25 protein-coding genes are annotated in these 23,745 nt (G+C 46.2%); 10 read left to right on the plus strand and 15 right to left on the minus strand.

The window, feature by feature from the left end; genetic code table 11:
- Nucleotides 1-2 precede the first annotated feature (2 nt).
- The 4 genes from BEL05_RS08595 to BEL05_RS08610 form a co-directional block, all read right to left on the minus strand.
- A complete protein-coding gene (locus BEL05_RS08595) occupies nt 3-1,796 on the minus strand; it encodes an AMP-dependent synthetase/ligase (protein ID WP_028764360.1) in 1,794 nt (597 codons plus the stop codon).
- Between the two features lie 127 nt (nt 1,797-1,923).
- Nucleotides 1,924-3,189: a hypothetical protein gene (locus BEL05_RS08600; RefSeq protein ID WP_069670905.1), complete on the minus strand. Its 1,266-nt coding sequence runs from the start codon at nt 3,187-3,189 to the stop codon at nt 1,924-1,926.
- Entirely contained in the window at nt 3,186-4,031 is an 846-nt protein-coding gene (locus BEL05_RS08605) for an ABC transporter ATP-binding protein (protein WP_069670906.1), read from the minus strand. The genes BEL05_RS08600 and BEL05_RS08605 overlap by 4 nt, the downstream gene beginning before the upstream one ends.
- A gap of 15 nt (nt 4,032-4,046) precedes the next feature.
- A complete protein-coding gene (locus tag BEL05_RS08610; RefSeq protein ID WP_028764358.1) occupies nt 4,047-4,421 on the minus strand; it encodes a GntR family transcriptional regulator in 375 nt (124 codons plus the stop codon).
- 91 nt (nt 4,422-4,512) lie between these two features.
- Here BEL05_RS08610 and BEL05_RS08615 point away from each other — a divergent pair, with 91 nt between their 5' ends.
- Genes BEL05_RS08615 through BEL05_RS08635 form a run of 5 tightly spaced genes read left to right on the plus strand, consistent with a single transcriptional unit; the run spans nt 4,513 to nt 8,500 of the window.
- Complete coding sequence (locus BEL05_RS08615; RefSeq protein WP_069670907.1) at nt 4,513-6,078, plus strand: alpha/beta hydrolase; 1,566 nt, start codon at nt 4,513-4,515, stop codon at nt 6,076-6,078.
- Nucleotides 6,071-6,805, plus strand: a complete 735-nt coding sequence (locus BEL05_RS08620) for an ABC transporter ATP-binding protein (RefSeq protein WP_028764357.1) — start codon at nt 6,071-6,073, stop codon at nt 6,803-6,805. The genes BEL05_RS08615 and BEL05_RS08620 overlap by 8 nt, the downstream gene beginning before the upstream one ends.
- On the plus strand, nt 6,805-7,938 hold the full coding sequence (locus tag BEL05_RS08625) for an ABC transporter permease (protein ID WP_028764356.1): 1,134 nt from the start codon (nt 6,805-6,807) through the stop codon (nt 7,936-7,938). The genes BEL05_RS08620 and BEL05_RS08625 overlap by 1 nt, the downstream gene beginning before the upstream one ends.
- Before the next feature lie 60 nt (nt 7,939-7,998).
- Nucleotides 7,999-8,250, plus strand: a complete 252-nt coding sequence (locus BEL05_RS08630; RefSeq protein WP_069670908.1) for a superinfection immunity protein — start codon at nt 7,999-8,001, stop codon at nt 8,248-8,250.
- 13 nt (nt 8,251-8,263) lie between these two features.
- Nucleotides 8,264-8,500: a hypothetical protein gene (locus BEL05_RS08635; RefSeq protein ID WP_069670909.1), complete on the plus strand. Its 237-nt coding sequence runs from the start codon at nt 8,264-8,266 to the stop codon at nt 8,498-8,500.
- Nucleotides 8,501-8,507: 7 nt separating this feature from the next.
- Here the strand turns inward: BEL05_RS08635 and BEL05_RS08640 are convergent, their stop codons facing one another.
- Nucleotides 8,508-9,515: a GlxA family transcriptional regulator gene (locus tag BEL05_RS08640; RefSeq protein ID WP_069670910.1), complete on the minus strand. Its 1,008-nt coding sequence runs from the start codon at nt 9,513-9,515 to the stop codon at nt 8,508-8,510.
- Nucleotides 9,516-10,010: 495 nt separating this feature from the next.
- Between BEL05_RS08640 and BEL05_RS08645 the strand changes: the two genes are divergently transcribed.
- Nucleotides 10,011-10,271 (plus strand): hypothetical protein, encoded by a 261-nt coding sequence (locus tag BEL05_RS08645; RefSeq protein ID WP_139151853.1) that lies wholly within the window; start codon nt 10,011-10,013, stop codon nt 10,269-10,271.
- A gap of 32 nt (nt 10,272-10,303) precedes the next feature.
- On the opposite strand, the gene mog is transcribed toward BEL05_RS08645, so the two are convergent.
- The 8 genes from mog to BEL05_RS08685 all read right to left on the minus strand — a co-directional run bounded on the left by mog (nt 10,304) and on the right by BEL05_RS08685 (nt 17,582).
- Nucleotides 10,304-10,837 carry a molybdopterin adenylyltransferase gene (mog, locus tag BEL05_RS08650; protein ID WP_069670911.1) on the minus strand — a complete coding sequence of 178 codons (534 nt, stop codon included), beginning with the start codon at nt 10,835-10,837 and terminating at the stop codon, nt 10,304-10,306.
- A gap of 146 nt (nt 10,838-10,983) precedes the next feature.
- Nucleotides 10,984-11,880, minus strand: a complete 897-nt coding sequence (locus BEL05_RS08655; RefSeq protein WP_069670912.1) for a GGDEF domain-containing response regulator — start codon at nt 11,878-11,880, stop codon at nt 10,984-10,986.
- Nucleotides 11,881-12,020: 140 nt separating this feature from the next.
- Nucleotides 12,021-12,536, minus strand: a complete 516-nt coding sequence (locus BEL05_RS08660; RefSeq protein ID WP_069670913.1) for an NlpC/P60 family protein — start codon at nt 12,534-12,536, stop codon at nt 12,021-12,023.
- 22 nt (nt 12,537-12,558) lie between these two features.
- Complete coding sequence (locus tag BEL05_RS08665; protein ID WP_028764348.1) at nt 12,559-13,875, minus strand: anaerobic C4-dicarboxylate transporter; 1,317 nt, start codon at nt 13,873-13,875, stop codon at nt 12,559-12,561.
- 285 nt (nt 13,876-14,160) lie between these two features.
- Nucleotides 14,161-15,345 carry a BaiN/RdsA family NAD(P)/FAD-dependent oxidoreductase gene (locus BEL05_RS08670; RefSeq protein WP_069670914.1) on the minus strand — a complete coding sequence of 395 codons (1,185 nt, stop codon included), beginning with the start codon at nt 15,343-15,345 and terminating at the stop codon, nt 14,161-14,163.
- 76 nt (nt 15,346-15,421) lie between these two features.
- The gene (gene gpsA, locus BEL05_RS08675; protein WP_069670915.1) at nt 15,422-16,444 is read right to left on the minus strand and encodes an NAD(P)H-dependent glycerol-3-phosphate dehydrogenase; all 1,023 of its coding nucleotides are present in this window, start codon (nt 16,442-16,444) and stop codon (nt 15,422-15,424) included.
- Between the two features lie 6 nt (nt 16,445-16,450).
- Nucleotides 16,451-16,942 carry a protein-export chaperone SecB gene (gene secB, locus BEL05_RS08680; protein ID WP_028764345.1) on the minus strand — a complete coding sequence of 164 codons (492 nt, stop codon included), beginning with the start codon at nt 16,940-16,942 and terminating at the stop codon, nt 16,451-16,453.
- Nucleotides 16,943-17,147: 205 nt separating this feature from the next.
- Nucleotides 17,148-17,582, minus strand: coding sequence for a rhodanese-like domain-containing protein (locus BEL05_RS08685; protein WP_028764344.1), 435 nt, complete (start codon nt 17,580-17,582; stop codon nt 17,148-17,150).
- 240 nt (nt 17,583-17,822) lie between these two features.
- Between BEL05_RS08685 and gpmM the strand changes: the two genes are divergently transcribed.
- The 4 genes from gpmM to BEL05_RS08705 are packed head-to-tail and all read left to right on the plus strand — an operon-like array spanning nt 17,823 to nt 22,523.
- Nucleotides 17,823-19,367: a 2,3-bisphosphoglycerate-independent phosphoglycerate mutase gene (gene gpmM / locus BEL05_RS08690; RefSeq protein ID WP_069670916.1), complete on the plus strand. Its 1,545-nt coding sequence runs from the start codon at nt 17,823-17,825 to the stop codon at nt 19,365-19,367.
- A gap of 58 nt (nt 19,368-19,425) precedes the next feature.
- Nucleotides 19,426-20,511: a murein hydrolase activator EnvC family protein gene (locus BEL05_RS08695; RefSeq protein ID WP_083250328.1), complete on the plus strand. Its 1,086-nt coding sequence runs from the start codon at nt 19,426-19,428 to the stop codon at nt 20,509-20,511.
- Nucleotides 20,512-20,544: 33 nt separating this feature from the next.
- Entirely contained in the window at nt 20,545-21,750 is a 1,206-nt protein-coding gene (locus BEL05_RS08700; protein WP_069670917.1) for a S41 family peptidase, read from the plus strand.
- A gap of 14 nt (nt 21,751-21,764) precedes the next feature.
- Nucleotides 21,765-22,523 (plus strand): divergent polysaccharide deacetylase family protein, encoded by a 759-nt coding sequence (locus BEL05_RS08705; protein ID WP_069670919.1) that lies wholly within the window; start codon nt 21,765-21,767, stop codon nt 22,521-22,523.
- 9 nt (nt 22,524-22,532) lie between these two features.
- Here the strand turns inward: BEL05_RS08705 and BEL05_RS08710 are convergent, their stop codons facing one another.
- Both BEL05_RS08710 and BEL05_RS08715 read right to left on the minus strand, forming a co-directional pair.
- Nucleotides 22,533-22,985 carry an Rrf2 family transcriptional regulator gene (locus BEL05_RS08710; RefSeq protein WP_028764339.1) on the minus strand — a complete coding sequence of 151 codons (453 nt, stop codon included), beginning with the start codon at nt 22,983-22,985 and terminating at the stop codon, nt 22,533-22,535.
- Between the two features lie 10 nt (nt 22,986-22,995).
- Nucleotides 22,996-23,250: a YkgJ family cysteine cluster protein gene (locus BEL05_RS08715; RefSeq protein ID WP_028764338.1), complete on the minus strand. Its 255-nt coding sequence runs from the start codon at nt 23,248-23,250 to the stop codon at nt 22,996-22,998.
- Between the last annotated feature and the right edge of the window lie 495 nt (nt 23,251-23,745).

A 23,745-nucleotide genomic window follows, 5' to 3' on the forward strand; every position in this document is an offset into this window, starting at 1 on the left:
GATCACTTAACATACATGGCACTAATTTCACTGGCATACTTGTGATAAATCATTTTGCGGCGCAGCTTCATCGTTGGTGTGATTAAACCCGCTTCCATCGAAAACGCCTCAGGCAGCAAGGTAAACTTCTTAATCTTTTCAAATCCTGCCAACTCACTCTGCAAAGTCTTTAAGCGCTGCTCAAAATGTTCAATCACGTGACTGTGGCGCAGTAAGTCAATCGGTGACTCATAGTGCAACCCTTTCTCTTGTGCCCAGCTCTCCAACGACTCAAAGGCTGGCACAATCAAGGCTGTCACGTAATTTTTGGCATCCGCAATAATTGCAACCTGCTCAATAAACGGGCAGCAGCCAACAGTACCTTCCACACGCTGAGGCGCAATATATTTGCCGTTAGAAGTTTTCATCAACTCTTTAATACGGTCTGTAATAAATAAGTTGCCTTGTTCGTCGATATGGCCAGCATCACCAGTTTTCAACCACCCCTCGTCGAAAGTCGCAGCGGTATCATCTGGGCGGTTATAGTAACCACGCATCACGGTATCACCGCGAACTAAAATCTCATTGTCTTTGCCCAGTTTTATCTCAACTTCTGGCAGAGTTTTTCCGTTGGATCCAGCAACACGGTTATCCAAAGTATTACAGGTAATCGTGGCGACAGTTTCGGTCATCCCATACCCACACAGTACAGGTACGTTGATCGCATGGAAAAAACTGGCAACATTTTGGTCCAGCGCAGCGCCACCACACGGCATAAATTTTAGGCGGCCCCCTAACACTTGCTGCAGCTTGCTAAACACCAATTTATTCGCCAATTTCCACTGCAGATTTAACGCTAATGAGCCCTTAGCACGCCCTTGCCCCACCTCAAACTGACGACTACCCACCGAGATAGCCCAAGTAAATAGTTTCTGACGCGTTTCGGGCGCCTTGATGACTTTGTCCTGCACAGCGCTGTAGACTTTCTCAAGAAAACGCGGCACTACACATAAAGTATGCGGTTTAACATCTACAATGGCGTCTTTTACCGTCATAGGGTCTTGCAGATAGACATTATGACCACCCCGGCATAATACGTAAAAGCTCCAGCCGCGCTCAAATACATGACTCAATGGCAGGAAGGCTAACGATACATCACCAGCAATAAACGGGAGTACCGTGTCGTGCTGGCGCACCATAGACGCAATATTACGATAATCGAGCATCACCCCTTTAGGGTCGCCCGTGGTACCAGAGGTGTAAATGAGTGTGACTAAATCATCGAGATGACTCTCTTTAATACGCGCCGCTAATTCGACGTCCGACGCCGCAGCAAAGGTTTGCGCTATAAAGGTATCAAAATGGCTGTGAGTACTATCTTTCAAGGCGACACTGGCATCAAAAACCACAATATCAACCAAGCTATCACACAGCTTAACAAGCTCGCAGGCCATCTTGTACTGCTCTGCATCACCGACAAATATCAACTTGGCTTGTGCATCGTTAATAATGTAACGCGCTTGCTCAATGGTGCTAGTTGGATAAATGGGTACCACAACTGCTTTCGCTTTTAGCGCACCGACATCCGCACAGGTCCATTGTGGGCAGTTTTGCGACAAAATAACGATTTTATCTTGACGCTCAATCGCTTTTTCAATGAGCGCTTTAGCAAGGTTGTCACTAATTTCACCAAAAGAACGCCAGCTAATGCGATCCCACGGAGCGGCCATTCCATAGCCTTCAAGGGCGGTCGCCTCACCGAGTTGGCGGCTCTGCTCTTGAATCAGACGAATTGGATGATATTGCTCGAGTGACATTTTTTATGACCTTTTTTAGCGTACAAGTGTACCTGTTTTGCGCATTTTACTTTAACATTGGCTAAAAAATAAGAGCTTTTGCTCAAATACTGTTAAGCGGTGCACAAAACCCATGGATTTCGTGGGGTTACGCCAGATCGCCACTCCAGAGCTTTTTCTTTCCCCACCAAAGGGTTAGCATGGAAAACGCCACTAATCCGATGTCTACAAATAACCAGTAAATTATTTCTTCACCATCGCGTATGGCAATCAGTGAACTGGACAACCATATAGAGTGGGCGACAACAACTAGCATAGTCAACGTTATATGTATCGCGCCTTTGGCTGCACAACCAAAACCCAACAGGAGCGCACAGGCACAGAAGGTACTGAGTACCACATGACCCCACAATACAAAGGTAAATGAATCATTCGACAGGCCAACTAAAGTTGCGATAACCGCCATCATTAGCGTGAGCAGAGCTAACAGTCGATATTGCGCCGCAGCAAACGCCTCCACCATCCCCTGTTTACCGTCAAATCCGGGCAACATATAAAGTGCCTCAACCGCTCGCCAACGCTGAACTCGGCTCCAATGCACCATTGCGCAGCAGATGGCACTAAACTGACCCAAAATAAATAGCACAGGCAGTTCTATATCAGCGATGTAGTTAATGAGGGTGACCAACAAGGCGATGATCGGCATAGTGACGACGATCATCGATAGCATTGCGCCCAAGAAAAAGTTTGCTGGATGCAAAAACCTATCGATGTAAGACATGAATCGCAACGAACCAAAGCTTGGCAACCAAAACCAACCCATCTCTAATCCATTGAGGTAAACAGAACGCGCCTCGTTGTGCCATTTTAACGCCACGATCTCTCGCCATAGCAGCCCTGCAACCATAAATACTGCGATGGCAATAATCAGCAAGCTCGGCCCAGGGATCTGCTTAGCAATATCGTCTAAAAATGGCAGCAGCAAGAACAAAAAGAAAGAGAAATAGAAACCTTTGACATAACGGCAGCAAAAATAGATAAAGCTTAAGCCAGCGAGCGTAGCCGCCAGCACCAGCTCTACTCCCATAGGTAGCTCCAACAAGATACTGGTGAACACTGAAATGCTCGTCACTACAGCACCAATAAACACAGCCTGAATCAAGACGTTGTGGCGGTAATGCGGTACCAAGGCTGCCCATTCGGTCGCAGCTAAACGATTAAACTGCCACGCTATCGCGGCCGATGTAGATACTTGCATCATGCCCAGCATCATTGATATCGCTTCAAGCTTACCGCCCATGCTCAACAGCAACATCAACACAAACGCCAACATAGCCGTACCGAGAAAGCTGACACTCCCCAAGTCAAAGAACCACATGCACATCATGCCGCGCAGCGAATTTGGCCATCTCATCGATGCAGCTCCATAAACAACTGTTCAAGATTAACTGACGCCACCGCGTCGCAAAGGGGCGCTATTCCTTCGTGGTAGTTATCAACTAATAACTGCTCACCGAGTTGATTTAATACCAGTAATTCATTGGGTAACGATTGATTGGCTTTTAAGGTGATTAAGCGAATCTCTTCTCGCACGCGGTCTATCTCTTTAAAGATGACCAACTTACCTTTTTTCATCAATGCCAGATGACTGGCCACACGCTCTAAGTCTGAGGTGATATGAGAAGAAAACAATACAGCAGAGCCGGAATCTAAGGCTAAGTCAAACAGATCAGACATAAATTCACGACGAGCGATAGGGTCTAAACTGGCAACGGGTTCATCTAAGATCAGTAACTTAGGTCTGTACGCCATGGCCATAATCAGGGCTAAAGATTGCCGTTGGCCCACAGATAATCGCTGCACCTGCTTTTTCCCCTCAAGCTCAAAGCGTGCTAGCCAATCTTGCTCTAATTTAATGTCCCAATCTGGGTAGAAGCTTCTATGTAACTGAAGGGCTTTTTCAACGGTGAATCCCTCATAACCAAAGGGTTGTTGAGGCACATAACCCAAGCGCTCTTTCACCTTTGAACTTAACTCACCACTAGACTCGCCTAACAATGAAACTTGACCCTGACTCACATCAACAATGCCCAAAGCACAACGCATTAATGTTGACTTACCGGCACCATTTTGCCCAAGTAAGCCCACAACCATACCAGGGTATAGCGCCATAGAGAGATCATCGATAGCAAGCTGATCATCAAACTGCTTACTCAGGTGCTGAAACGCTAAAATGGGCTGTTCGTTGTGGTCCATATTCAATCATCCTAATTATTTATGCCAAACTTTCGCAATCACATCTTGAAGTTCTTCGACGCTAACACCTAATTGGGTCGCCTGTGCAATTAGCGCTTCGACTTGTGGCACCAGCAACTGCGCGCCAGAGGTTGTTTCACTCTCCTCCCGCGCCGCAACCCTTGTGGGTTGGCCACGACGACGCTCAAGCCACCCTTGCTCCACCAGCAATTGTATGGCACGTGATACCGTCATAGGGTTCACCGTTAAATGCTCAGCAATCTGCCTTACCGACGGTAATACCTGTTGCTGCTGCAGCTGCCCACCCACAATCAAACGCACAATCTGTTCGCTTAACTGTCGGTAAATTGGATCGCCACTACTGGGGTTGACATTAAGTAATTCTAGCATTAGCCTTTAGTCACTGTATTAATACATTGATACACCGATACAGTACTAAATTAACATAGATACAGTAAATTTCAACTAAGGAATAAGTATCATGCTTCATGGAAAGGTTAATCATATGGGCAATAACCCAAGCAACAAAATAAGCCTCAAACAGCTAGTCGCTCTAATGATCCCTGCTGCGGCTGGCTTGCTGCTATTCTCACAGCCCACTTGGGCCAACACAGACAACACGTCAACGGCTGAATCTTGTTATGTAGAAGGGCTTTCAGATAGGTTGCGCTGCGGCAGCGTATCGGTGCCAGAAAACTACAATCTGCCCGATGGCAAACAGATTCAAGTACACTATGTGGTATTGCCTGCGATTAAACCTAGCTTCCCCAGCGAAGCCCTGCTGGCTATCGCGGGTGGCCCAGGCCAATCGGCCATCGAAAACGCCCCTGGTTTCGATAAAATCTTCAGCAAAGTGCGTCAACATAGAGATATTCTGCTCATCGACCAACGTGGTACGGGCCAATCAAATCTACTTGAGTGCACAGGAGAAGGGTTTGAAGGAGCACTCTCTATTAACGATAGTGATGTCGATATCGGCGCAGAAAGCCAAGCATGCTTAGATGGTATCGACGCAGATGTGACCCAGTATGGTAGCAATACAGCCCTCAAAGATTTTGAAGCGGTGCGTGAACACATAGGTTATCAAAAACTACATCTTTATGGCATCTCCTATGGCTCACGTATGGCACAACTCTATATGCGTCAGTATCCACAGGCTCTATCTACCGTCACTATCGATGGCGTAGTGCCTATGCAGCAAAGTGTATTACACATAGGTGACGCCATAAGCCGCGCACTTGACCTACTGCTACAAGATTGTCAAAACAATACCTTATGTCAGCAGCAGTTCCCGCAGTTGGCAGCCGATTTTGCCCAGGTTAATGACAGACTAAGCCAAGGCCCTGCGATTAGCCAAACCCGAGATCCGCTTACCAGTGAGCCCACTCTGCTCACCATGACCCAAGCCAAGTTTATGGGTGCGGTGCGCATGGCGCTCTATATGCCAAATGTCAGAGCCCTGATCCCACACGCCATTAATCAGGCCGCACAAGATAATTTTCAACCTATTATGGGGCTTTACGCGCTCACCATTAACAGCACAGGTATCGCTGCGGGTATGCATGCTGCTGTAGTTTGCGGAGAAGACTGGCAACGCTTCAGCAGTGAAGAGCGCCAGCAGGCAGAGCAAGGCTATTTTGGCCGAGAGATGTTAAAAGGCTTCGATCAAAGCTGCCCTATTTGGAACATTCCAGCGGTAGACAGTGATTTTTCAGCCCCTATCGATAGTGCCATTCCAACCTTAGTGTTGTCGGGAGAGCTTGACCCTGCCACCCCACCAAGCTGGGGCGAAATGGCAATGGAAAAACTCAGCAATGCTAAACATTTCGTAGCCCCATATGCCACTCATGGTGTGGCCTATCAAAGCTGTGGTAATGACCTTATCGCGCAGCTTGTTAGCCAAGGTAAAGTCGATGAGCTCAGTGACGAATGTTTGAATAAAGATGTTCGCCGTAACTTTTACCTTAATGCCAGTACTGTTGAGGCGATTCCCCAAAAAACTGATGACTCGGTGCCAGCAAGCGCACAAGGAGCGGACCATGATTAAAGTATCGAATCTTTCAAAACGTATTGGCGACGTCCAAGCACTTAATGACCTTAGCTTTGAGGCATTAGATGGGCAAATCACAGGTCTGCTAGGCCCCAATGGTGCAGGTAAAACCACCTGCTTACGTACTGTGTTTGGCTTACTCAAACCAGATAATGGCCATGCTGAGATAGATGGCATTGATGTCGCTCAAAACCCGGTCGCCGCTAAACAACAACTGGGACTATTCCCAGATCCATTTGGGCTGTATGAGCGCTTAACCCCGCGGGAATATATCAGCTACTTTGCCGAGCTTAATGGCTTGAGCCGTAAAGATGCCAAAAACGCAGCAGCCAGTGTACTGGGCAAACTGCATATGAATGATATTGCTGATCGTAAATGCAAAGGATTCTCTCAGGGACAACGGATGAAAACGGCACTGGCACAGGCAATTGTGCATGAACCGACCAATATCATTCTCGACGAGCCAACCCGAGGTTTAGATGTGATGAGCACCCGAGTGCTTCGCGACCTACTTAAAGACCTCAAGGATGCGGGGCATTGTGTGCTGTTTTCTAGCCATGTGATGCAAGAGGTGGCCGCATTGTGTGATCAAGTGATTGTCATGGCTGAAGGTAAAGTAGTAGCCGTAGGTAGCCCAGAACAGCTGTGTCAGCAGACAGGGAAAACATCATTGGAAGATGCCTTTATTGAACTCATAGGCACCGACGAGGGAATTGCAGCATGATCAGTACAATAATCACTATGGTCAGAAAAGAGCTGACCGATGCCGCCAGAGATAAGCGCTCGGTCATGGCTGGCCTTTACTATGCCATTGGTGCCCCATTGATGATGTGTGGCATGTTTATGCTACTTATCGGCCAAATAACTAGCCCTGAAGCACTCAACATCACCATCAGCCACAGCGAACGAGCCCCTGACTTGGTTAAGTTTCTTGCCAGCAATGAGATAAGCCAAGGCGATGATGCCGACCGTAAACAGATAGAGTTGATCATCAGTGAAGACTACGCAAGCAACATGGCTAACAGCCTGCCGGCGGAGATCACGCTTATCGCCGATAACTCTAATGAAAAGCTGCAATCGTCTATCAGACGTTTAGAGAAAAGTTTGCAAGTTTATAGCGCCGAAATGGGCAGCCTTCGTCTTATCGCTCGCGGTATCGACCCTAAGGTGGTGCAGCCACTAAAGGTTGTCGTTGAAGATCAGGCCACCTCTGACTCTAAGGGCGGTATGATCTTAGGTGTTGCCATTTTCATGATGGTGTACGCGGTATTTATCTCAGGTATGAACTTAGCTATAGACACCAGCGCAGGTGAGCGCGAGCGCAATTCACTGGCTTTGCTACTTAGTCATCCAGTGTCTACCCGCGATATCGTGCTGGCAAAAATTGCAGCAGTCACCATTTTTGCCATGGTGGGGCTTATTTTAACCTTAGTGATCTCAAAAATCGCCTATGGCTTTGTGCCTTGGCAGGAGCTTGGTTTTAGCGTCAATATTACCCCAGACTTTATCGCATTGATGTTAGTGATCGGCCTGCCAATATCATTAATGGCCGCAGCACTGCAGCTTTTTGTCTCCTTTATGGCTAAATCCTTTAAAGAGGCGCAGTCATATCTCACCATAGTACTGATTGTTCCTATGATGCTGTCGATGGCGGCGAGTTACAACATTGCGCCAGATACACTGCAATGGTTGCCAATCTCTGGACAGATGCAGGCACTTATAGCCTTTATCAAAGGCCAGGAGATCCCAATGTTGCAACTTGCACTATCAAGCACGACCACTGTCGCCATTGCCATCGTGCTGGCATTCGGTATGGAGCGTTCACTGAAAAGTGAAAAGATTGTTTTCGGATTATAAATAGAAACCGTTAAGCCCGGCGTACTCATGGCGACGGGCTTAACTTAAAGGAGAGAGAAAATGGAGTTTGTAGATAAAATTTTAGCCCAAGAAAACTATGCATTTATGGCTCTGCTAGCTGTTGGAGTGCTCATTATCTGGTTTCTACCTGCCATGCTCGCACTGATGTTTAACCGCAAGCATTTTAAGCTCATTTTATTGGCGTGTATTCCAGCAGGGCTATCATTTATAGCTTGGGGCGGTGTCTTGATATGGGCGACAACTGGCAAGGTTGTCGATAAATACGCAAACAATGCTAAAACAGAAAGTTAATAAGGTGTTTATGATGGATAAAGAGATTATTGTTATGGTTATTATGCTGGCACTTATCATCAGCACAGCAATTAGCGAAGGCCTTAAACACTACTTCAGAATGAAGAAAATCACCAAGGCCGATATCAAACTCGATGAACTTGAACTGCTTCGCAAACAAAACCGCCATCTAGAAGAAAGAGTACAAACTCTAGAGAAAATCGTGACAGATAGCAGTTACGACTTAAAGCAGCAGATCAATGCTCTCTAATTGCAGCCTAACAGCAGGTATGGGTATTGAATTTTTGCCGATAGACACGAGGTGAAAGACTCGTAAGCTGAATAAACAGTTTTCTAAACGAGCTGACATCTTCATAACCCACTCGTATCACAATCTGCTCTAGCGCCAACTCAGTGGTTTCTAGTAGGCGCTTGGCTTCATCAACACGTAACCTCTGCATATAGCTCGCGGGCGTTTCATTTAGTGCTTTCTTAAAACGGCGGATTAAGGTGCGCTTACCCACGGCAAACTTATCGGCCACCTCATCTAAAACCCAATTGTGGTTAAGATTAGAGTGCATCCACTGCTGGATCTTGTGGATCAACTCATCCTTGTGCTGCTCGGGATTAATGGCCATGGTCATAAAGGGTTGCTGCGAGCAGCGGTTTGGATCGATAAGTAATATCTTAGCCATCTGCTGCGCCAACGCCTCCCCAGCCAGCAAGCCCACTAAGTGTAACGCCAAGCTAAAATTTGATGTCGTTGCCCCTGCGGTATGAAACTGCTCATCGGACACCACCAATGCATCCATGCAAAGGTTAACCTGTTCAAAATTGCGCTCAAACATCTGAGACAACCACCAAACCGTGGTCGCACGGCGGCCATCGAGCAAGCCTGACGCTGCTAGCATTAAGGTTGCAGAACAATAGGCAGCAATGGGTTTACCTGTTTTCGCATAGGCTTGTAGTGGCTTTAACAGGCCTTCGAACTCCTGTTGATATAGTTGAAATTCTGCTTTATTGGTCACAAAAGAGGACGCCAATATCACCGCATCTGCCGCCATTATTGACTGTGCATCACTTAAGGCCATTGCAGGCAGTTGGAAGCCTTGATTAGTCGTGATCGCTTGCCCGTCAGCAGAGATAATATGGCAATGAAATAGATCTTGCGTGACCTCAGGATTAAGGCGGCGATATAAAGCGTTAGTAAAGCTGAATACATCTAAAAAGCCAACGATACCACCCGCCACAACATTACCCGCCGCTAGAATCATAACCGTTTTCATTTCGCCCCACAGACTGTCATTAATCACCCTTATTTTGTCAATAATGACACTTTCACGCTATTTGTCGAGTTTTTATACTGGCTTTAGTGTAAATGATAAGGAAATAGTCAATGAATAAACCAAGATTACACCTGCTACTTAGCCTCTGTTACTTAGGGGGTAGCTGGACGCTACTATTGTGGTTACATTTCAGCACTGAACCCAATCTGTTCGCACATTTTATTGCGATACCAAGCTTACTATTGTTTACGGGCTATAGTGCGCATCAGATTATTAGAAGAGGCATATAACGGCCACCATCGCCAAAATATCCTCAATCGCCAGCCACAGGTCTTTATTATTTAACCGTTGTGGAAGGCAAGCATCGCCAGGATGTACAGCTTGATCCGACGAGAAAATTAGTCGCGACTCATGTCAGTCATTAGCCTAATCGCCACAAAGCGCTTTGATTTCTATGATAGAGTGGCATTTTTTAAAATGCTGTCAGGTAAACATGTGAACAAGCAACTTTTTAAAACCAAGCGAGCCCTAGGACTGGTGATACTCGTATCGACAGTTTCAGGTTGTGCCAGTGCGCTATGTGATGCGCAAACCGATCGCGCTATTGACCCATTACAACAAGAATCAGAGAGAGTACGCTGTGAGCGACTGGTGGAAGATGCAATGGCAGAACATAAAAGTGAGAGGGAGCGAGACAATGAGGCGCAACTGAAAGCCTCTATGAGTAAACACCTTAAAGCAAAACCTAGCCACTGATGTCGCTAGGTTATTCACAACAGCCTCTTAAGCTATTTTGCCTTAGGTCTAAATGGCTTTATCACCGCTTCGTCGCACTCTAGAAAGGGCCCTTCCATCAGGTCTATGCAATAAGGGATAGCTGGGAATACTGCATCGAGGCATTCACGAATCGACTTAGGCTTACCTGGTAAATTAACGATAAGTGAGTCGCCACGAAGTCCCGCGGTTTGGCGAGATAAAATCGCTGTCGGCACAAATTTTAACGACTCGGCGCGCATCAACTCACCAAAGCCAGGCATCATACGGTCGCATACCGCTTCTGTGGCCTCGGGGGTCACATCGCGCTTGGCTGGTCCGGTACCACCTGTAGTAACAATCAAGCAGCAATCCTGCTCGTCAGCCATCTTAATAAGGGTCGCTGAAATGACATCAGCTTCATCAGGAATCACCTCATACACTGGCTCCCACTCTGATGTAAGATACTGGTTTAGCGTATCAATAATAGCCTTGCCTGAAATATCTTCATACACGCCAGCACTGGCTCTATCACTGACGGTCACAATGCCAATTTTTGCTTTTGCCATTCCATAAATCCTTATCTACTACAGGTAAAAGTGGAAAATGTGGGCAGAACGCCCAACACATAGTGTGGCCATAAAATAACATATTTTACGCTTACTGAGACAGTGCTAAATGGGAGGAACAAGCCGATCTTCGCTTCGGCTTATGGCTAGTGGGTGGTTTGTGAAAGGTAATGCCCTTGATCATAGCAGACGATGCAATTACGTCCGTCAGCTTTAGCCTTATAAACCGCCTCATCGGCCAGTAACATAAGGTGTGAGAAGTCGAGATTATCGGCATTGACATTGACGACGCCAAAGCTACCCGTTAGCGGTAATCCCATTGGTTTGAGGTTCTGTAATAACTGGCGCACGGACTCAGTTTTATCAAGCGCTTCCTCAATGCCCGACTCCATTAGAATCACAAACTCCTCCCCCCCCATGCGGGCAACCACATCCTCTTTACGAAAGGATTCTTGCAATAGTTTTGACACGATTTGCAATACCAAGTCACCGACATGGTGGCCATTAAAGTCATTGATATGGCGGAAACCATCTAAATCTAACAACACAATAGAGAGTGCCGTTTGATGACGCTGTATTTTCGACAAGCTTTGATGGGCGCGCTCCACCAAAAAATGCCGATTATACAAACCCGTTAGCTGGTCATGTAATGCAAGAAAATTAAGTTTATTGCCCTGAGACTGCAATTGAATATGGGTAGCAACGCGTGCCTTAAGGATAACCGCTTGAATAGGTTTACAGACAAAGTCTGCGGCACCACTATCCAGCATTGTGAGCCCTTCGCCATCGTCATTAACCAGTGCCAGAACGGGGATATTTTGAGTTTCAGGATTGGACTTTAACTGCTGCCAAACACTAATATCCGAGTCATCAAGAAGTGCCATGTTTAACAAAATTAACTCAGGTTTTTGCATGGCAGCAATGAGGCACTGCTCAACGGTGTCTGCAGTCAGCAGACGATATTGCCCGGTCAAAAACTGGCACACCGAATGACAGGCTTCACTCGCCCCATCAACAACAAGCACTACAGGTAGTTGTTCCATGCACCCCTCAATCTACGCCCAGTTTCCAAATTGATGACGTCTTAATATCAGTTTAGCAGAAACTGGTTCCAACAAAGGCTGGACGTAAACACATAACAGATGAGCGGTTGCACTGGATGACCGAACTCATCCAGCGCAATTTATAGTCGACGCGATTGCCAATACTTTTGCTGCCAATAACGATTGTCCAATCGAGATATCATTACCCCTTGGCTCGTTGAAGCATGTAAAAAACGTGAATCACTTAAATAAATTCCGACGTGCCTTGTCGACCAGCCCGTTTTAAATAGGACTAAATCTCCCGCTTGTAAATTGGCTTTGCTAATTGGCTTCCCTAGTTTTGCCAGCTCTTCCGTGGTGCGGGGTAACGGCAGAGCAAGTATCTCGCTGTAGGCCAGCACCACCAGCCCGGAACAATCAACCCCATGATGACTCATGCCACCTAAACGATAGCGAACGCCCTGCCATTGCTGAAAAAAGCTAAGTAGCTTGGTTTCAAACTCTTGTACCGAAATACGTTGCGATGAAGCGGAAGTAGGCTGAACATTTTTCATGTCAGCAACAGGAGGCGACGATGCACAGCCGCTTAGCATGACGATTAACACGACAAAGAATAACCGCACACAATCTCCCAACGAGGACCTTGGTAGCACCATAGGACTACCAAGGTTTATGACATCAATTAATGGTTATTGATATAAAGTAACCCACAACGGTTGCAGTCGTCACCCCGATAAAACCTGGCAGTATAAAACTATGGTTTAACACATACTTGCCAATACGTGTCGTACCACTGCGATCAAAGCTGATGGCCGCTAAGTCACTAGGATAAAATGGAAAGAAGAAGTAAGCATAGCAAGCGGGCAGCACGCCAATTAATACAGGCGCCGGGATACCCAGAGAAAACCCTAACGGCAGCATAATGGTTAACACCGCAGCTTGGCTTTTCAAAAATACCGACACCACAAACATCGCAATGGCAAATGTCCAAGGATATACAGCAACAATATCACTGACCGACTCAACCAAATACGATTTATGGTGACCGATAATGGTGTCACTCATCCACGCGATACCAAAGATAATGATCACAGCGGTCATGCCTGCCGTGAACACATTGCTTGTAGCTATTTTTTTAGGTGATACATTGGTCGCCAGTAAAATAATCCCCCCCACCGACAGCATCATAAACTGAATAGCCACAGACATTTTCACCCCTTCAGGTAAAAGCTGTTTACTGAATAACGCTATAATGATGACCGATAATATCCCCAATAAAAACACTATGAGGCCTTTCTTAGCCGTAGAATCTTGACTGTCGCTTGCACTAGTGGTGGTTTCGGGGTCGAGCAATGACGCCTTAAACTCTGGATCTTGCAGACGCGCTTGGAATTCAGGGTCATTATCTAAGTCTTTACCGCGTTTAAGGCTCCATAGGCAAGCAACCAATACACCAATCAAGGTTGATGGAATCGTCACCATCAGTACATCGATAAGGCCAATATCGAGTTGATTGTCTACAGCCGTAGCAATGACGACCGCTGCAGCGGCCGCAATGGGACTCGCTGTGATCCCCATTTGTGAGGCTACAGTGGCAATAGCCAATGGACGCTCAGGTCTAATTCCCTTTTTGTATGCCACATCATAAATAACAGGCAGCAATGGGTACACAGAGTGTCCGGTCCCCACTAATACGGTGAGCGAATAAGTACACAAAGGGCCAAGAAATACGATCTGCTCTGGGTGCTTACGCAGTAAACGCTCGGCATAACGCACCAAGAGCTTTAGGCCACCAGTGGCTTCCAAGGTCGCCGAGGCCGCCACCACAGCCAAGATTATCAACATCACGTTTATGGGCGGTGAGCCTGGCGCGATGCCAAACACAAACGCCAAAATGGATACCCCTAAGCCACCGAGCAGGCCAAAGGCTATTCCTCCATAACGGATCCCAACAAAGATCACCGCCAACAGCAACATCATATGAATAAAAAACATTCGTTAGTCCCCATATTTGCTCATCAACAATGAGCGGTAGAGTACGCCATCCTTAGGTAAATTATTGTTGTTGTCGTCCATGACCTAACGCTAGTTATACGCCTGCGCAGCAAGACAACATAGCGATAACAAACCAGAGAGTGAAGGGGATCAAGCTAAGTGAGAACTTCTATTAATATCTGTGAGCTGAAAGGCGTTCAGAGTAATTACTCAATGGCAGAGTGACGCTCTGTCATTGAGTTGTTCTGGTAAGTTGAAATTGTATGGGTACTTTCGCTGACAAAACTAAACCGCTTGACCTACTGCGACACCTGATGCCCAAGCCCACTGGAAGTTGAACCCTCCTAGCCAACCGCTAACGTCCATCACTTCACCGGCAAAGAATAATCCTGGCACCTTCTTGCTCTGCATATCTTTTGAAGAGAGTTCGTTGGTATCAACCCCGCCTAAAGTCACTTCAGCGGTACGATAACCTTCGGTACCGTTCATCAGCAGCTCCCAATCGTGCAGATCGGCAATGACTTGATCGCGCTGGGCGTGGACTAATTGATTAAGCGCCATATTCAGTAGCGACTCTTCAAATAACACCTCTACCAAGCGTTTAGGTAGCCATTGACTCAAGGTGTTACGCAAACTCTGTTTAGGATGGTTTGCCAATGCTTGAGCGAGTGCTTCGTTGGCATCCATATTTGGCAGCAGGTTAATTGAAATGGTTTCACCGGGTAGCCAGTAGTTAGATATTTGCAACACAGCAGGACCAGATAAACCACGATGGGTAAACAGTAAAGCCTCGCTAAACTGGGTGCCGTCTTTCGCCGTAATGGTACTCGGTACCGCTATCCCTGACAGAGGCTCAAACTTTTGTTTTTGTTCGCTGTGCCAAGTAAAGGGCACCAATCCAGCATAGGTAGGTAACACCTTAAGGCCAAACTGTTCTGCAACATGATAACCAAAAGGTGTGGCACCCAGTTTGGGCATAGATAAGCCACCGGTTGCGATGACCAATGACTCACAGCTTAAGTCACCATTTGAGGTCGACAGTAAAAACTGACCACTGTCCACTTTAGCTATATTGGTTATCTCTGTACGCAGCTTAACGCTGACGCCCGCCCATTCACATTCAGTGAGCAGCATGGTTACAATCTCTTTAGCTGAGTCATTACAAAACAGCTGGCCGTGATCCCGTTGATGATATTCAATACCATGACGTTCGACCAATTCGATAAAATCTTGCGAGGAGTAGCGCGCTAACGCCGATTTCACAAAATGGGGGTTGCCACAAATAAAGTTAGCCGGTTCGACTTTTTGGTTGGTAAAGTTGCAACGACCACCGCCGCTGATGAGAATTTTTCGCCCAGCTTGCTTAGCGTTGTCTAGCACTAATACATCACGACCTCGATAACCCGCTGTCGCGGCGCACATAAGACCCGCAGCACCTGCTCCGATAATGATCACGTCATGATGTTTCACTGAAATTGCCTTTACCTTACATACAAAAAGGGCGCTATTTTAGCACCCTTTTTACTATTCACATAAACCGATACGCTTATGAGTCGCTATCTGATGTCTCAGATTTTTTATCTCGAGATAACAGGGCTTTTGCCGCTTCATGAGGCGTTCCACCTTGATAAAGCACCCGATAGACCTGCTCTGTGATCGGCATCTCGACACCAAGTCGCTTAGCTAAGGTATAGACCTCTTTGGTATTGCGATAACCTTCAACCACTTGCCCAATCTCTTTCTGGGCAGTTTCAACATCTTGACCTTGGCCAAGTGCTAAACCAAAGCGACGATTACGAGATTGATTGTCAGTACAGGTCAACACTAAGTCACCTAAACCCGCCATCCCCATAAAGGTTGATGGCTGCGCGCCAATGGCCTCGCCAAGTCGCGTCAACTCAACGAGTCCACGGGTGATTAACGCTGTACGAGCATTAGCACCAAAGCCAATTCCGTCAGACATTCCCGCACTAATCGCGATAACGTTTTTAACAGCACCACCAAGTTGTAGACCTGTAAAGTCATCGTTTGCGTAAACACGCAAGCGCTTAGGGCTGTGCAGCAGTTCTACGAGCTCTTTAGTAAAGTGCTCATCGGTTCCTGCTACTGCAATGGCTGTTGGCATCCCCGCCGCTAACTCTTTAGCAAAGGTTGGCCCAGACAGCACAGCTAGTGGATACTTGTCACCAAGCACCTCTCGCGCCACTTCTTGAAGCAAACGGCCGGTTTCTGGCTCTAACCCTTTGGTCGCCCAAACGATACGAGAGTCGTCGCGTAGCAGCGGTTTCGCCTGCTTTAGTACCACACCAAACACATGGCTTGGCACGACAACTAACACATTGTTAGAGGCCGCTAGCGCCGTGGCAATAGAGGCTTCAGGAATGAGTAAGTCAGGCAGTGCAATACCGGGTAAAAACTCACTATTACATCGATCACGCTTAAGGTTCTCGATATGCTCGGGCTCGTGGCCCCAAAGCAGTGTTTTATGACCGTTACTGGCTAAAGAAATAGCAAGGGCGGTGCCATAAGAGCCCGCCCCCAGTACCGTAATATCGGCTGTGTTGTTCATGCGTGATTAAGCGTTCGCTTCTTCAGCAGACTCAGGGGCCGCTTCAGCTGCAGCTTGACGCTGTTGAACGTACTGTGCAAATAGTGCGTCAAAGTTAACTGGTGCTAGGTTTAGCTGTGGGAAAGTACCACGAGCAACTAGGCTACCCACAGCTTCGCGAGCGTATGGGAATAGAACGTTAGGGCAGTATGCACCTAAAGAGTGAGCCAATTGCTGTTCAGTTAGACCACCAATCGCAAAGATACCCGCTTGTTGTACTTCACATAGGAATGCTGTTTCTTCGCCATTTTTAGCAGTAACAGTTAGAGAAAGTACCACTTCATAAACATCGTCAGCTAGCTTAGCGCTACGAGTGTCAAGGTCTAGCTTAACTTCTGGGTTCCACTCTTTTTGGAAAACAGCTGGGCTGTTTGGCGTTTCGAAAGAGATGTCTTTAGTGTAAACACGTTGAATGTTGAACTGTGGACCCTGTTGTTCGTTATTTGCTACTTCAGCCATAATTTCCTACCTAATAATTTGTTGGACTCTCCCTAAGGGAGAATCTTCTTTAGGGCTTTTGTTACTCGAGTCCTAAACTAGATCTCAGCCACCATCCCGGTTTTAGTTTTTTCTTGAACGATGGACGCATCGCTCAAGCCATTTTTTAAAGAGATGACACTCTACTCAAAGACGCCTTAAAAAAGCAATCTTTGAATGGGTATAATTAGCGCTTGGCCTTAGCCACAGGTAAATTACTTTGTTGCCACTCACCCATACCGCCTTTGAGATTATAAACAGATTCAAAACCTGCTTTTACCATCAGCTGGGCTGCTTGTGCCGAGGTCATTCCAGCATTGCATACCATTATAATGGGACTGGCTTTATACTTTTCAAGGGCTGATGCCTGATTATTTTTAATTTCTGATAACGGAACGTTAACAGCATCAACAATATGACCTTTTTTAAACTCTTCTTTTGAGCGAACATCAATCACTTTGGCGTCTTGCTTGTTAATTAACAACGTCGCTTGTTGATGATCTACGGTTTTGATTTTAGAAACACTAGACTTAAGAACGCTTACAATAAGTGCAACAAATAAACCAATCCAAGCAAGGCTAAGCATTGGGTTGGCTTTAAAAAATTCAATATATTCTTGCATAGTTTACGGCCTACTTCTGTGGCTTGAAAGACTGTCAGGGCAGAGAGTATAACCGATTGCGACATCATATTGCAGCAAGTTGTTAGCCTCTTAAGTGTCCCGCTTATTTGGCAACAGTCTAAAATGTGACAAGGTCGATGGCCTCTATCGGTGTAAATCGCTTTTTGATCTAGGGCGTCCGTAGTAATATTTAACCAATTTTAGAATTCAATCTTTGTTTTTAAACTTAAAGGTACCACCATGACGACACGCAAACGCCCATTGGCATTGCTCATCCTCGATGGCTGGGGTTACCGTGAGAATACCCATAACAATGCGGTATATCACGCCAACACCCCAGTACTCGATAGACTCAACCAACAATATCCAAATAGTTTGATTTCTGGCTCAGGCCTCGACGTAGGTTTACCCGATGGACAAATGGGCAACTCTGAAGTTGGCCACATCAATATCGGCTCTGGCCGTGTGGTTTACCAGGAGTTAACTCGCATCGGCAAAGCCATTGATGATGGTGAATTTGATGCCAACCCAGCATTAGTCGCTGCCGTTGATAAAGCCATTGCCGTCAATGGCGCGGTGCACATCATGGGGTTACTCTCTCCTGGTGGTGTTCATAGCCATGAAAGCCATATTGAAGCCATGTGCAAAATGGCTGTTAAACGTGGTGCAAAGAAGGTTTATCTGCATGCCTTCCTTGATGGGCGAGATACACCACCTCGGAGTGCAAAGTCTAGCTTGGCACACTTCAATGAAGTTTTTGCCGCTTTAGGCACAGGTCGTGTTGCCTCGATCATTGGCCGTTACTACGCCATGGACAGAGACAACCGCTGGGATCGCGTATCTCAAGCCTATGAGCTGATCACCGAAGGTAAATCACAACATCAATATACTGATGCTGTTGATGCACTGGAGGCCGCCTATGCACGTGATGAGAATGATGAGTTTGTCGCAAGCTCTGCTATTACTGATGCTGATGGTAAGGTTGCAACGCTTAATGATAACGACAGCCTAATCTTCATGAACTTTCGTGCTGACCGCGCTCGTCAAATCACTCGTAGCTTTGTTAATCCTGACTTCGACGGTTTTGAGCGTGCAGTCACGCCTAAGATTAACTTTGTCATGCTGACAGAATATGCTGGCGATATTAATGCCGGCATTGCTTATCCATCAGTTGATTTAGTTAACACCTTGGGTGAAGTGCTACAAAACAGTGGTAAAACGCAGTTACGTATCTCTGAAACTGAAAAATATGCCCACGTCACTTTCTTCTTTAATGGTGGCAAAGAGGAGCCTTTCGAAGGCGAAGATCGGATCCTAATCCAATCGCCTAAAGTAGCGACTTATGATCTGCAACCAGAGATGAGCTCTACCGAGTTAACCGATAAGTTAGTCGCAGCGATTGAGTCAACCCAATATGACGTCATCATCTGTAATTACCCTAACGGCGACATGGTCGGGCACACTGGTAACTTTGATGCGGCAGTTAAGGCTTGTGAGGCTGTCGATACCTGTATTGGCCGCGTTGTAGAAGCTCTTGCTAAGGTCGATGGTGAGTGTTTGATCACCGCCGATCACGGTAATGCAGAGCAGATGACAGACGAGCAAACAGGCCAAGCGCATACGGCACACACCAGTGAGTTAGTACCGCTAATTTATGTTGGCCGTAAAGGTGAAATATCACCTAACGGAAGACTAAGTGATTTAGCCCCAACCATGTTAACCTTGATGGAACAATCAGTTCCGTCAGAGATGACTGGACGCTCTATTATCACGTTAAGCGAGTAATACCTCTTTGCTTTTGCGAAACTGTTTTAATAAAGCCAGCATTTTTGCTGGCTTTATCATGCTCTCTTGTACTGTTCAGGCATCAGACCTAAAACAGCGACAAACCGAGCTTGAAGCACTGCAAAAGCAGATAAGTAGTCAGCAATCGACACTCAAAAACACCAACAAACAACATGAAAGGCTCATCAGTTTACTAAAAAAAGATGAGCAAGCGATCGCAGAAGCTGCCAAGAAGGTTAACAAGACCAAGCAAGCGTTAACCGCCACTGACAATAAGCTTACAGAACTTGATAAGCGTAAAGCAGAACTAGACAAACTCAAAAAGACCCAGCAAGACACGCTCTCCAATCAACTGGCTAGCGCCTACCTAGCGGGCAACCATGATTACACTAAAATGCTGCTCAACCAACAAAGCCCGGCAACCATTGAACGCCTATTGGCTTACTACCAATACCTCAATAATGCGCGTATGGCCTCTATTAATGAACTGCAAAAAACCTTAACCGAACTAGTTTCCGTTGAAACAGCACAGCGCCAGCAAAAGAATCGCCTCAATGAATTAGTATTAAATCAGCAGCAACAAGCAAAAGCACTGAACCAAGAGCAGGCACAGCGGCAACAAACCTTAACCCAGCTAAAGCGCACGCTTAATTCCCACGGAGTAAAACTAGAGCAACTTCAAATTGAAGAGGCCAGCTTAAAGCGAGTTGTAGAACAAGCGCTCAAGGCGATGCAAGATAGCCCAGCCATGAATGGCTTAGTTAGCAATAAAGGTTTGAGGTGGCCCACCAAAGGACGCATTAAATCTGGCTTTGGCAGCCAACGTTCGGGACAAGTGAAGTGGAAGGGCATCATGCTCTCTGCGCCAGAGGGACAAAACATCAATAGCATTGCTGACGGACAAGTGATCTATGCTGACTGGTTACGCGGCTTTGGCATGGTAATGGTGATCGATCATGGTAAAGGTTATATGAGCCTCTATGGTCATGCCCAAACATTGCTAAAGAGTGCTGGCGATGCGGTTAAAAAAAGCGAAACCATCGCACTGGTCGGACGCTCGGGTGGACAAACAGAACCTGGCCTATACTTTGAGGTAAGGCACAAGGGGCAAGCTGTCGACCCTGCGAGATACTGCAGACGTTAATACAGCCACAACCCCGTTTAAAAGGGGTTGTATATGTCTAATATTATTCGTTATCTCACCTGTATTGCCCTCGGATTAACCCTAGGTTTGTCCATCACTCTATCAGGACAAGAGAACGCAGAACGTTTCGACTCTAAACTCAGTTACCCACTACTCATCGACGTAATTAATACCGTTGAAACCTACTATGTCGATAAAATAAGCCAGGAAGAGTTAATCGAAGCCGCCATCGATGGCATTTTTGCTAAGCTCGACCCCTATTCAAATTTTCTCGATAAAGATGCCTTCACCGATATTCGAGATGCCAACGCTGGCGAATATTTTGGCTTTGGCATTGAGATAGCGACCGATCAAGACTATGTCACCATTATCAGTCCCTTCCCTCACTCGCCAGCGGCCAACGCGGGCATACTACCTGGCGACAAAATAGTCAAAGTAAACAACGAGTCTGTTAGCGCTAATCACCTCGACAATGTATTAAAAGAGATTAAATTTCATAGCCAAAACAATCTCGCTATCAATTTGTCACTTACTCACCATAACTCTGATGCGGTGTTTGATGTAACACTTAAACCGAGTGTTATCGACGTTAATTCTGTCAGAGCTGAGTTACTTGGTGATGGAATTGGTTATATTAAGCTCTCAAGCTTTCAAGAGGACTCCAATGAAGATCTGATTCATCAACTCACTCAATGGCAAGGACAACCCATGAATGGTTTAATATTGGATCTGCGTAATAATCCCGGAGGACTATTAGACCAAGCCATAAAAATCGCTGACCTTTTTCTTGCTAAAGGGCGAATCGTATCAACCCGTGGCCGTTTCTTCGATGCCAACTCCGACTACTTCGCTTCTCCACAAACCTTGTTTTCCAAGTTGCCATTATTAGTGCTTATCAACAAAGGGTCGGCGTCAGCCTCTGAAGTACTGGCTGCCGCCCTTCAGGAAAATGGTCGCGCAACGGTAATTGGTGAGCAGAGTTTTGGTAAAGGGACGGTGCAAAGTTTAATCCCGACCTTAATGGACGGTAACGCAATAAAGTTGACCATCGCACATTACACTACCCCAAAAGGGCGAGATATCCATAGTATTGGTATAGAGCCAGACATAAAGATAGTAACTGAAGCTGTTACTGACCTACAAAGTATGCCTATAATCGTTGAACTGTCGCCCCATGAAGATATAGCTCAAGATCACATCATCAACTCGGCTATTACATGGATAAAAACCAATAGTTAGTGAATCCAAATTCTGTGCGCTTATTACTTTTATTTGCCGTCTTATTTTCTGTCAGTCCAGTTAATGCCTCACAAGTTTCAATCATCATTGACGATATCGGATATCGTCAAACCGATGAGGCCGTACTGACCCTCCCCTCAACAATCACCTTATCGGTGTTACCTCATACGCCACTTGGACATAACATAGCCATGAGTGCCAACAAACGTGGCCATGAAATAATGCTTCACATTCCAATGCAGGCATTAAATGGCAAAGTATTAGGACCCGGCGGGTTAACGAACCAAATGGGCGAAGTAGAATTTAAGCACACAATTAATCAGGCACTTGATAGCATCCCCTACGCGAAAGGGGTAAATAATCATATGGGTAGCCTGCTTACTCAACTCGATGAGCCGATGCAGTGGTTAATGGAGAGTTTGAAACAGCAGGACAGTTACTTTGTCGATAGCATGACAACACGATATAGCAAGGCTGCTGACACGGCTAATATGCTGGGTATACCGCTACTTAAACGACAACTATTTCTAGATAATGATGTCACTGAAGCTGCATTAGAAAAGCAATTCCAACAGCTAATTCAGCTAGCTAACGCTCAAGGAAGCGTGGTAGCAATAGCTCACCCTTATCCAGAAACAATACGGTTTCTCAACGAGAATTTACCAAGACTAGCTGAACAAGGGATAACGCTAGTGCGGACCTCCTCTCTGTTACCCTATAGTGTTGCACAACAGGAGCCCAAAAACAGCCCAACTACCACACACCTACGTTAATGAGTGAACTTATAGCTCTAATACCGGAATAGAAAGATCGGGTAGCAATGCTTTGAGTTCTTGGCGATTACTGACAATATCAGCCAATGTATAGCGATCTAGTACCGCCAAATATGCATCGACAGCCTCAGAAAGAACGCCTTTTAACTGGCAAGCAGGCGTAAAACGACAGTAAGGTTTGCTGCAATCAATTGGTGCTAATGAGTTTTCTAAAATACGAACCAACTGACCTATATTGATCTGATCAGCCGCCATTCCAAGCCTGAATCCACCACTTTTACCTCGAATGGTTTGCAAGTAACCCTCTTTCCCCAAATGATGCACAATTTTAGATACATGATTGGGCGACAGATCAAACACCTCAGTGATCTCAGCAATTCTGAACAACGCCTCTCTTTCAGGAGAAAGTGCTAAATACATTAATGTACGAATACCAAAATCTGTATAACGCGTTAACTGCATAGTGAACCTTTTAAGACTGAGTCGCTGCTTCGAGTGAAGAGATCAACCATAATGCCTCTTCATTAGTCGTACCACAAACATCTTCTGTTGCCGCAAACCGATCACATAGATCGGGGCGTTCAGGTTTGCCAAAAATTTTACAAAGATTGTCATCATTCAACTGAATACAACGCACACCAGCGGGTTTACCTTGGGGCATTCCAGGTATGGCACTAGTTATTGAAGGCGCTATACAACAAGCACCACATCCGAGACGACAGTTCATGACCAATATTATACCTCTATTTACGCAGCATGTTACCCATTCAGATCACACGCGATTGAGATTCCTTGCGAAGTAGTATGATTGGAACTGTGACCAGAATTTATCAAGCATTATCAAGATGGGCAGACACAGTGGCATTACCAGTGAACAGCTCTCAGGTGGCCTGCCTACTTGAATGGAAGCCCGCCTACCATACGAATAGGACACATGTTTACCATCCATGCACAATAGCTCCCCCTTGCTCGTGTAATTATTTCACAAGCGGGCTTTATCGACTCTCTTTACGAGAAATTAAGCACCTAGAAATGAGCGACTCTTTATTATCCCCGAAGAGGACACATGGGCGTGCCAGCAACCGAGACGCATAAATGCAGCGTCTTGGGCGAAATGGGTAAGACGCGCACGTGCTAAAGTCGATAAGTAACCCGTCTCACTTAAGGGCTGTCTCACGCTAATGATCTATTATTTTAAAAGGCCCAAACGCAAAAAAGCCAC

This window comes from Shewanella colwelliana, assembly GCF_001735525.1.
GTDB lineage: Bacteria > Pseudomonadota > Gammaproteobacteria > Enterobacterales > Shewanellaceae > Shewanella > Shewanella colwelliana.

Coding starts and splice junctions, on each gene's coding strand:
- gpmM (WP_069670916.1), top strand. CDS start 17,823: ATGACGACACGCAAACGCCCATTGGCATTGCTCATCCTCGATGGCTGG.
- BEL05_RS08660 (WP_069670913.1), bottom strand. CDS start 12,536: ATGGTGCTACCAAGGTCCTCGTTGGGAGATTGTGTGCGGTTATTCTTT.
- BEL05_RS08635 (WP_069670909.1), top strand. CDS start 8,264: ATGGATAAAGAGATTATTGTTATGGTTATTATGCTGGCACTTATCATC.
- BEL05_RS08665 (WP_028764348.1), bottom strand. CDS start 13,875: ATGTTTTTTATTCATATGATGTTGCTGTTGGCGGTGATCTTTGTTGGG.
- BEL05_RS08620 (WP_028764357.1), top strand. CDS start 6,071: ATGATTAAAGTATCGAATCTTTCAAAACGTATTGGCGACGTCCAAGCA.
- BEL05_RS08610 (WP_028764358.1), bottom strand. CDS start 4,421: ATGCTAGAATTACTTAATGTCAACCCCAGTAGTGGCGATCCAATTTAC.
- mog (WP_069670911.1), bottom strand. CDS start 10,837: ATGGCAAAAGCAAAAATTGGCATTGTGACCGTCAGTGATAGAGCCAGT.
- secB (WP_028764345.1), bottom strand. CDS start 16,942: ATGGCTGAAGTAGCAAATAACGAACAACAGGGTCCACAGTTCAACATT.
- BEL05_RS08695 (WP_083250328.1), top strand. CDS start 19,426: ATGCTCTCTTGTACTGTTCAGGCATCAGACCTAAAACAGCGACAAACC.
- BEL05_RS08685 (WP_028764344.1), bottom strand. CDS start 17,582: ATGCAAGAATATATTGAATTTTTTAAAGCCAACCCAATGCTTAGCCTT.
- BEL05_RS08700 (WP_069670917.1), top strand. CDS start 20,545: ATGTCTAATATTATTCGTTATCTCACCTGTATTGCCCTCGGATTAACC.
- BEL05_RS08630 (WP_069670908.1), top strand. CDS start 7,999: ATGGAGTTTGTAGATAAAATTTTAGCCCAAGAAAACTATGCATTTATG.
- BEL05_RS08655 (WP_069670912.1), bottom strand. CDS start 11,880: ATGGAACAACTACCTGTAGTGCTTGTTGTTGATGGGGCGAGTGAAGCC.
- BEL05_RS08640 (WP_069670910.1), bottom strand. CDS start 9,515: ATGAAAACGGTTATGATTCTAGCGGCGGGTAATGTTGTGGCGGGTGGT.
- BEL05_RS08605 (WP_069670906.1), bottom strand. CDS start 4,031: ATGGACCACAACGAACAGCCCATTTTAGCGTTTCAGCACCTGAGTAAG.
- BEL05_RS08595 (WP_028764360.1), bottom strand. CDS start 1,796: ATGTCACTCGAGCAATATCATCCAATTCGTCTGATTCAAGAGCAGAGC.
- gpsA (WP_069670915.1), bottom strand. CDS start 16,444: ATGAACAACACAGCCGATATTACGGTACTGGGGGCGGGCTCTTATGGC.
- BEL05_RS08710 (WP_028764339.1), bottom strand. CDS start 22,985: ATGCAGTTAACGCGTTATACAGATTTTGGTATTCGTACATTAATGTAT.
- BEL05_RS08600 (WP_069670905.1), bottom strand. CDS start 3,189: ATGAGATGGCCAAATTCGCTGCGCGGCATGATGTGCATGTGGTTCTTT.
- BEL05_RS08615 (WP_069670907.1), top strand. CDS start 4,513: ATGCTTCATGGAAAGGTTAATCATATGGGCAATAACCCAAGCAACAAA.
- BEL05_RS08715 (WP_028764338.1), bottom strand. CDS start 23,250: ATGAACTGTCGTCTCGGATGTGGTGCTTGTTGTATAGCGCCTTCAATA.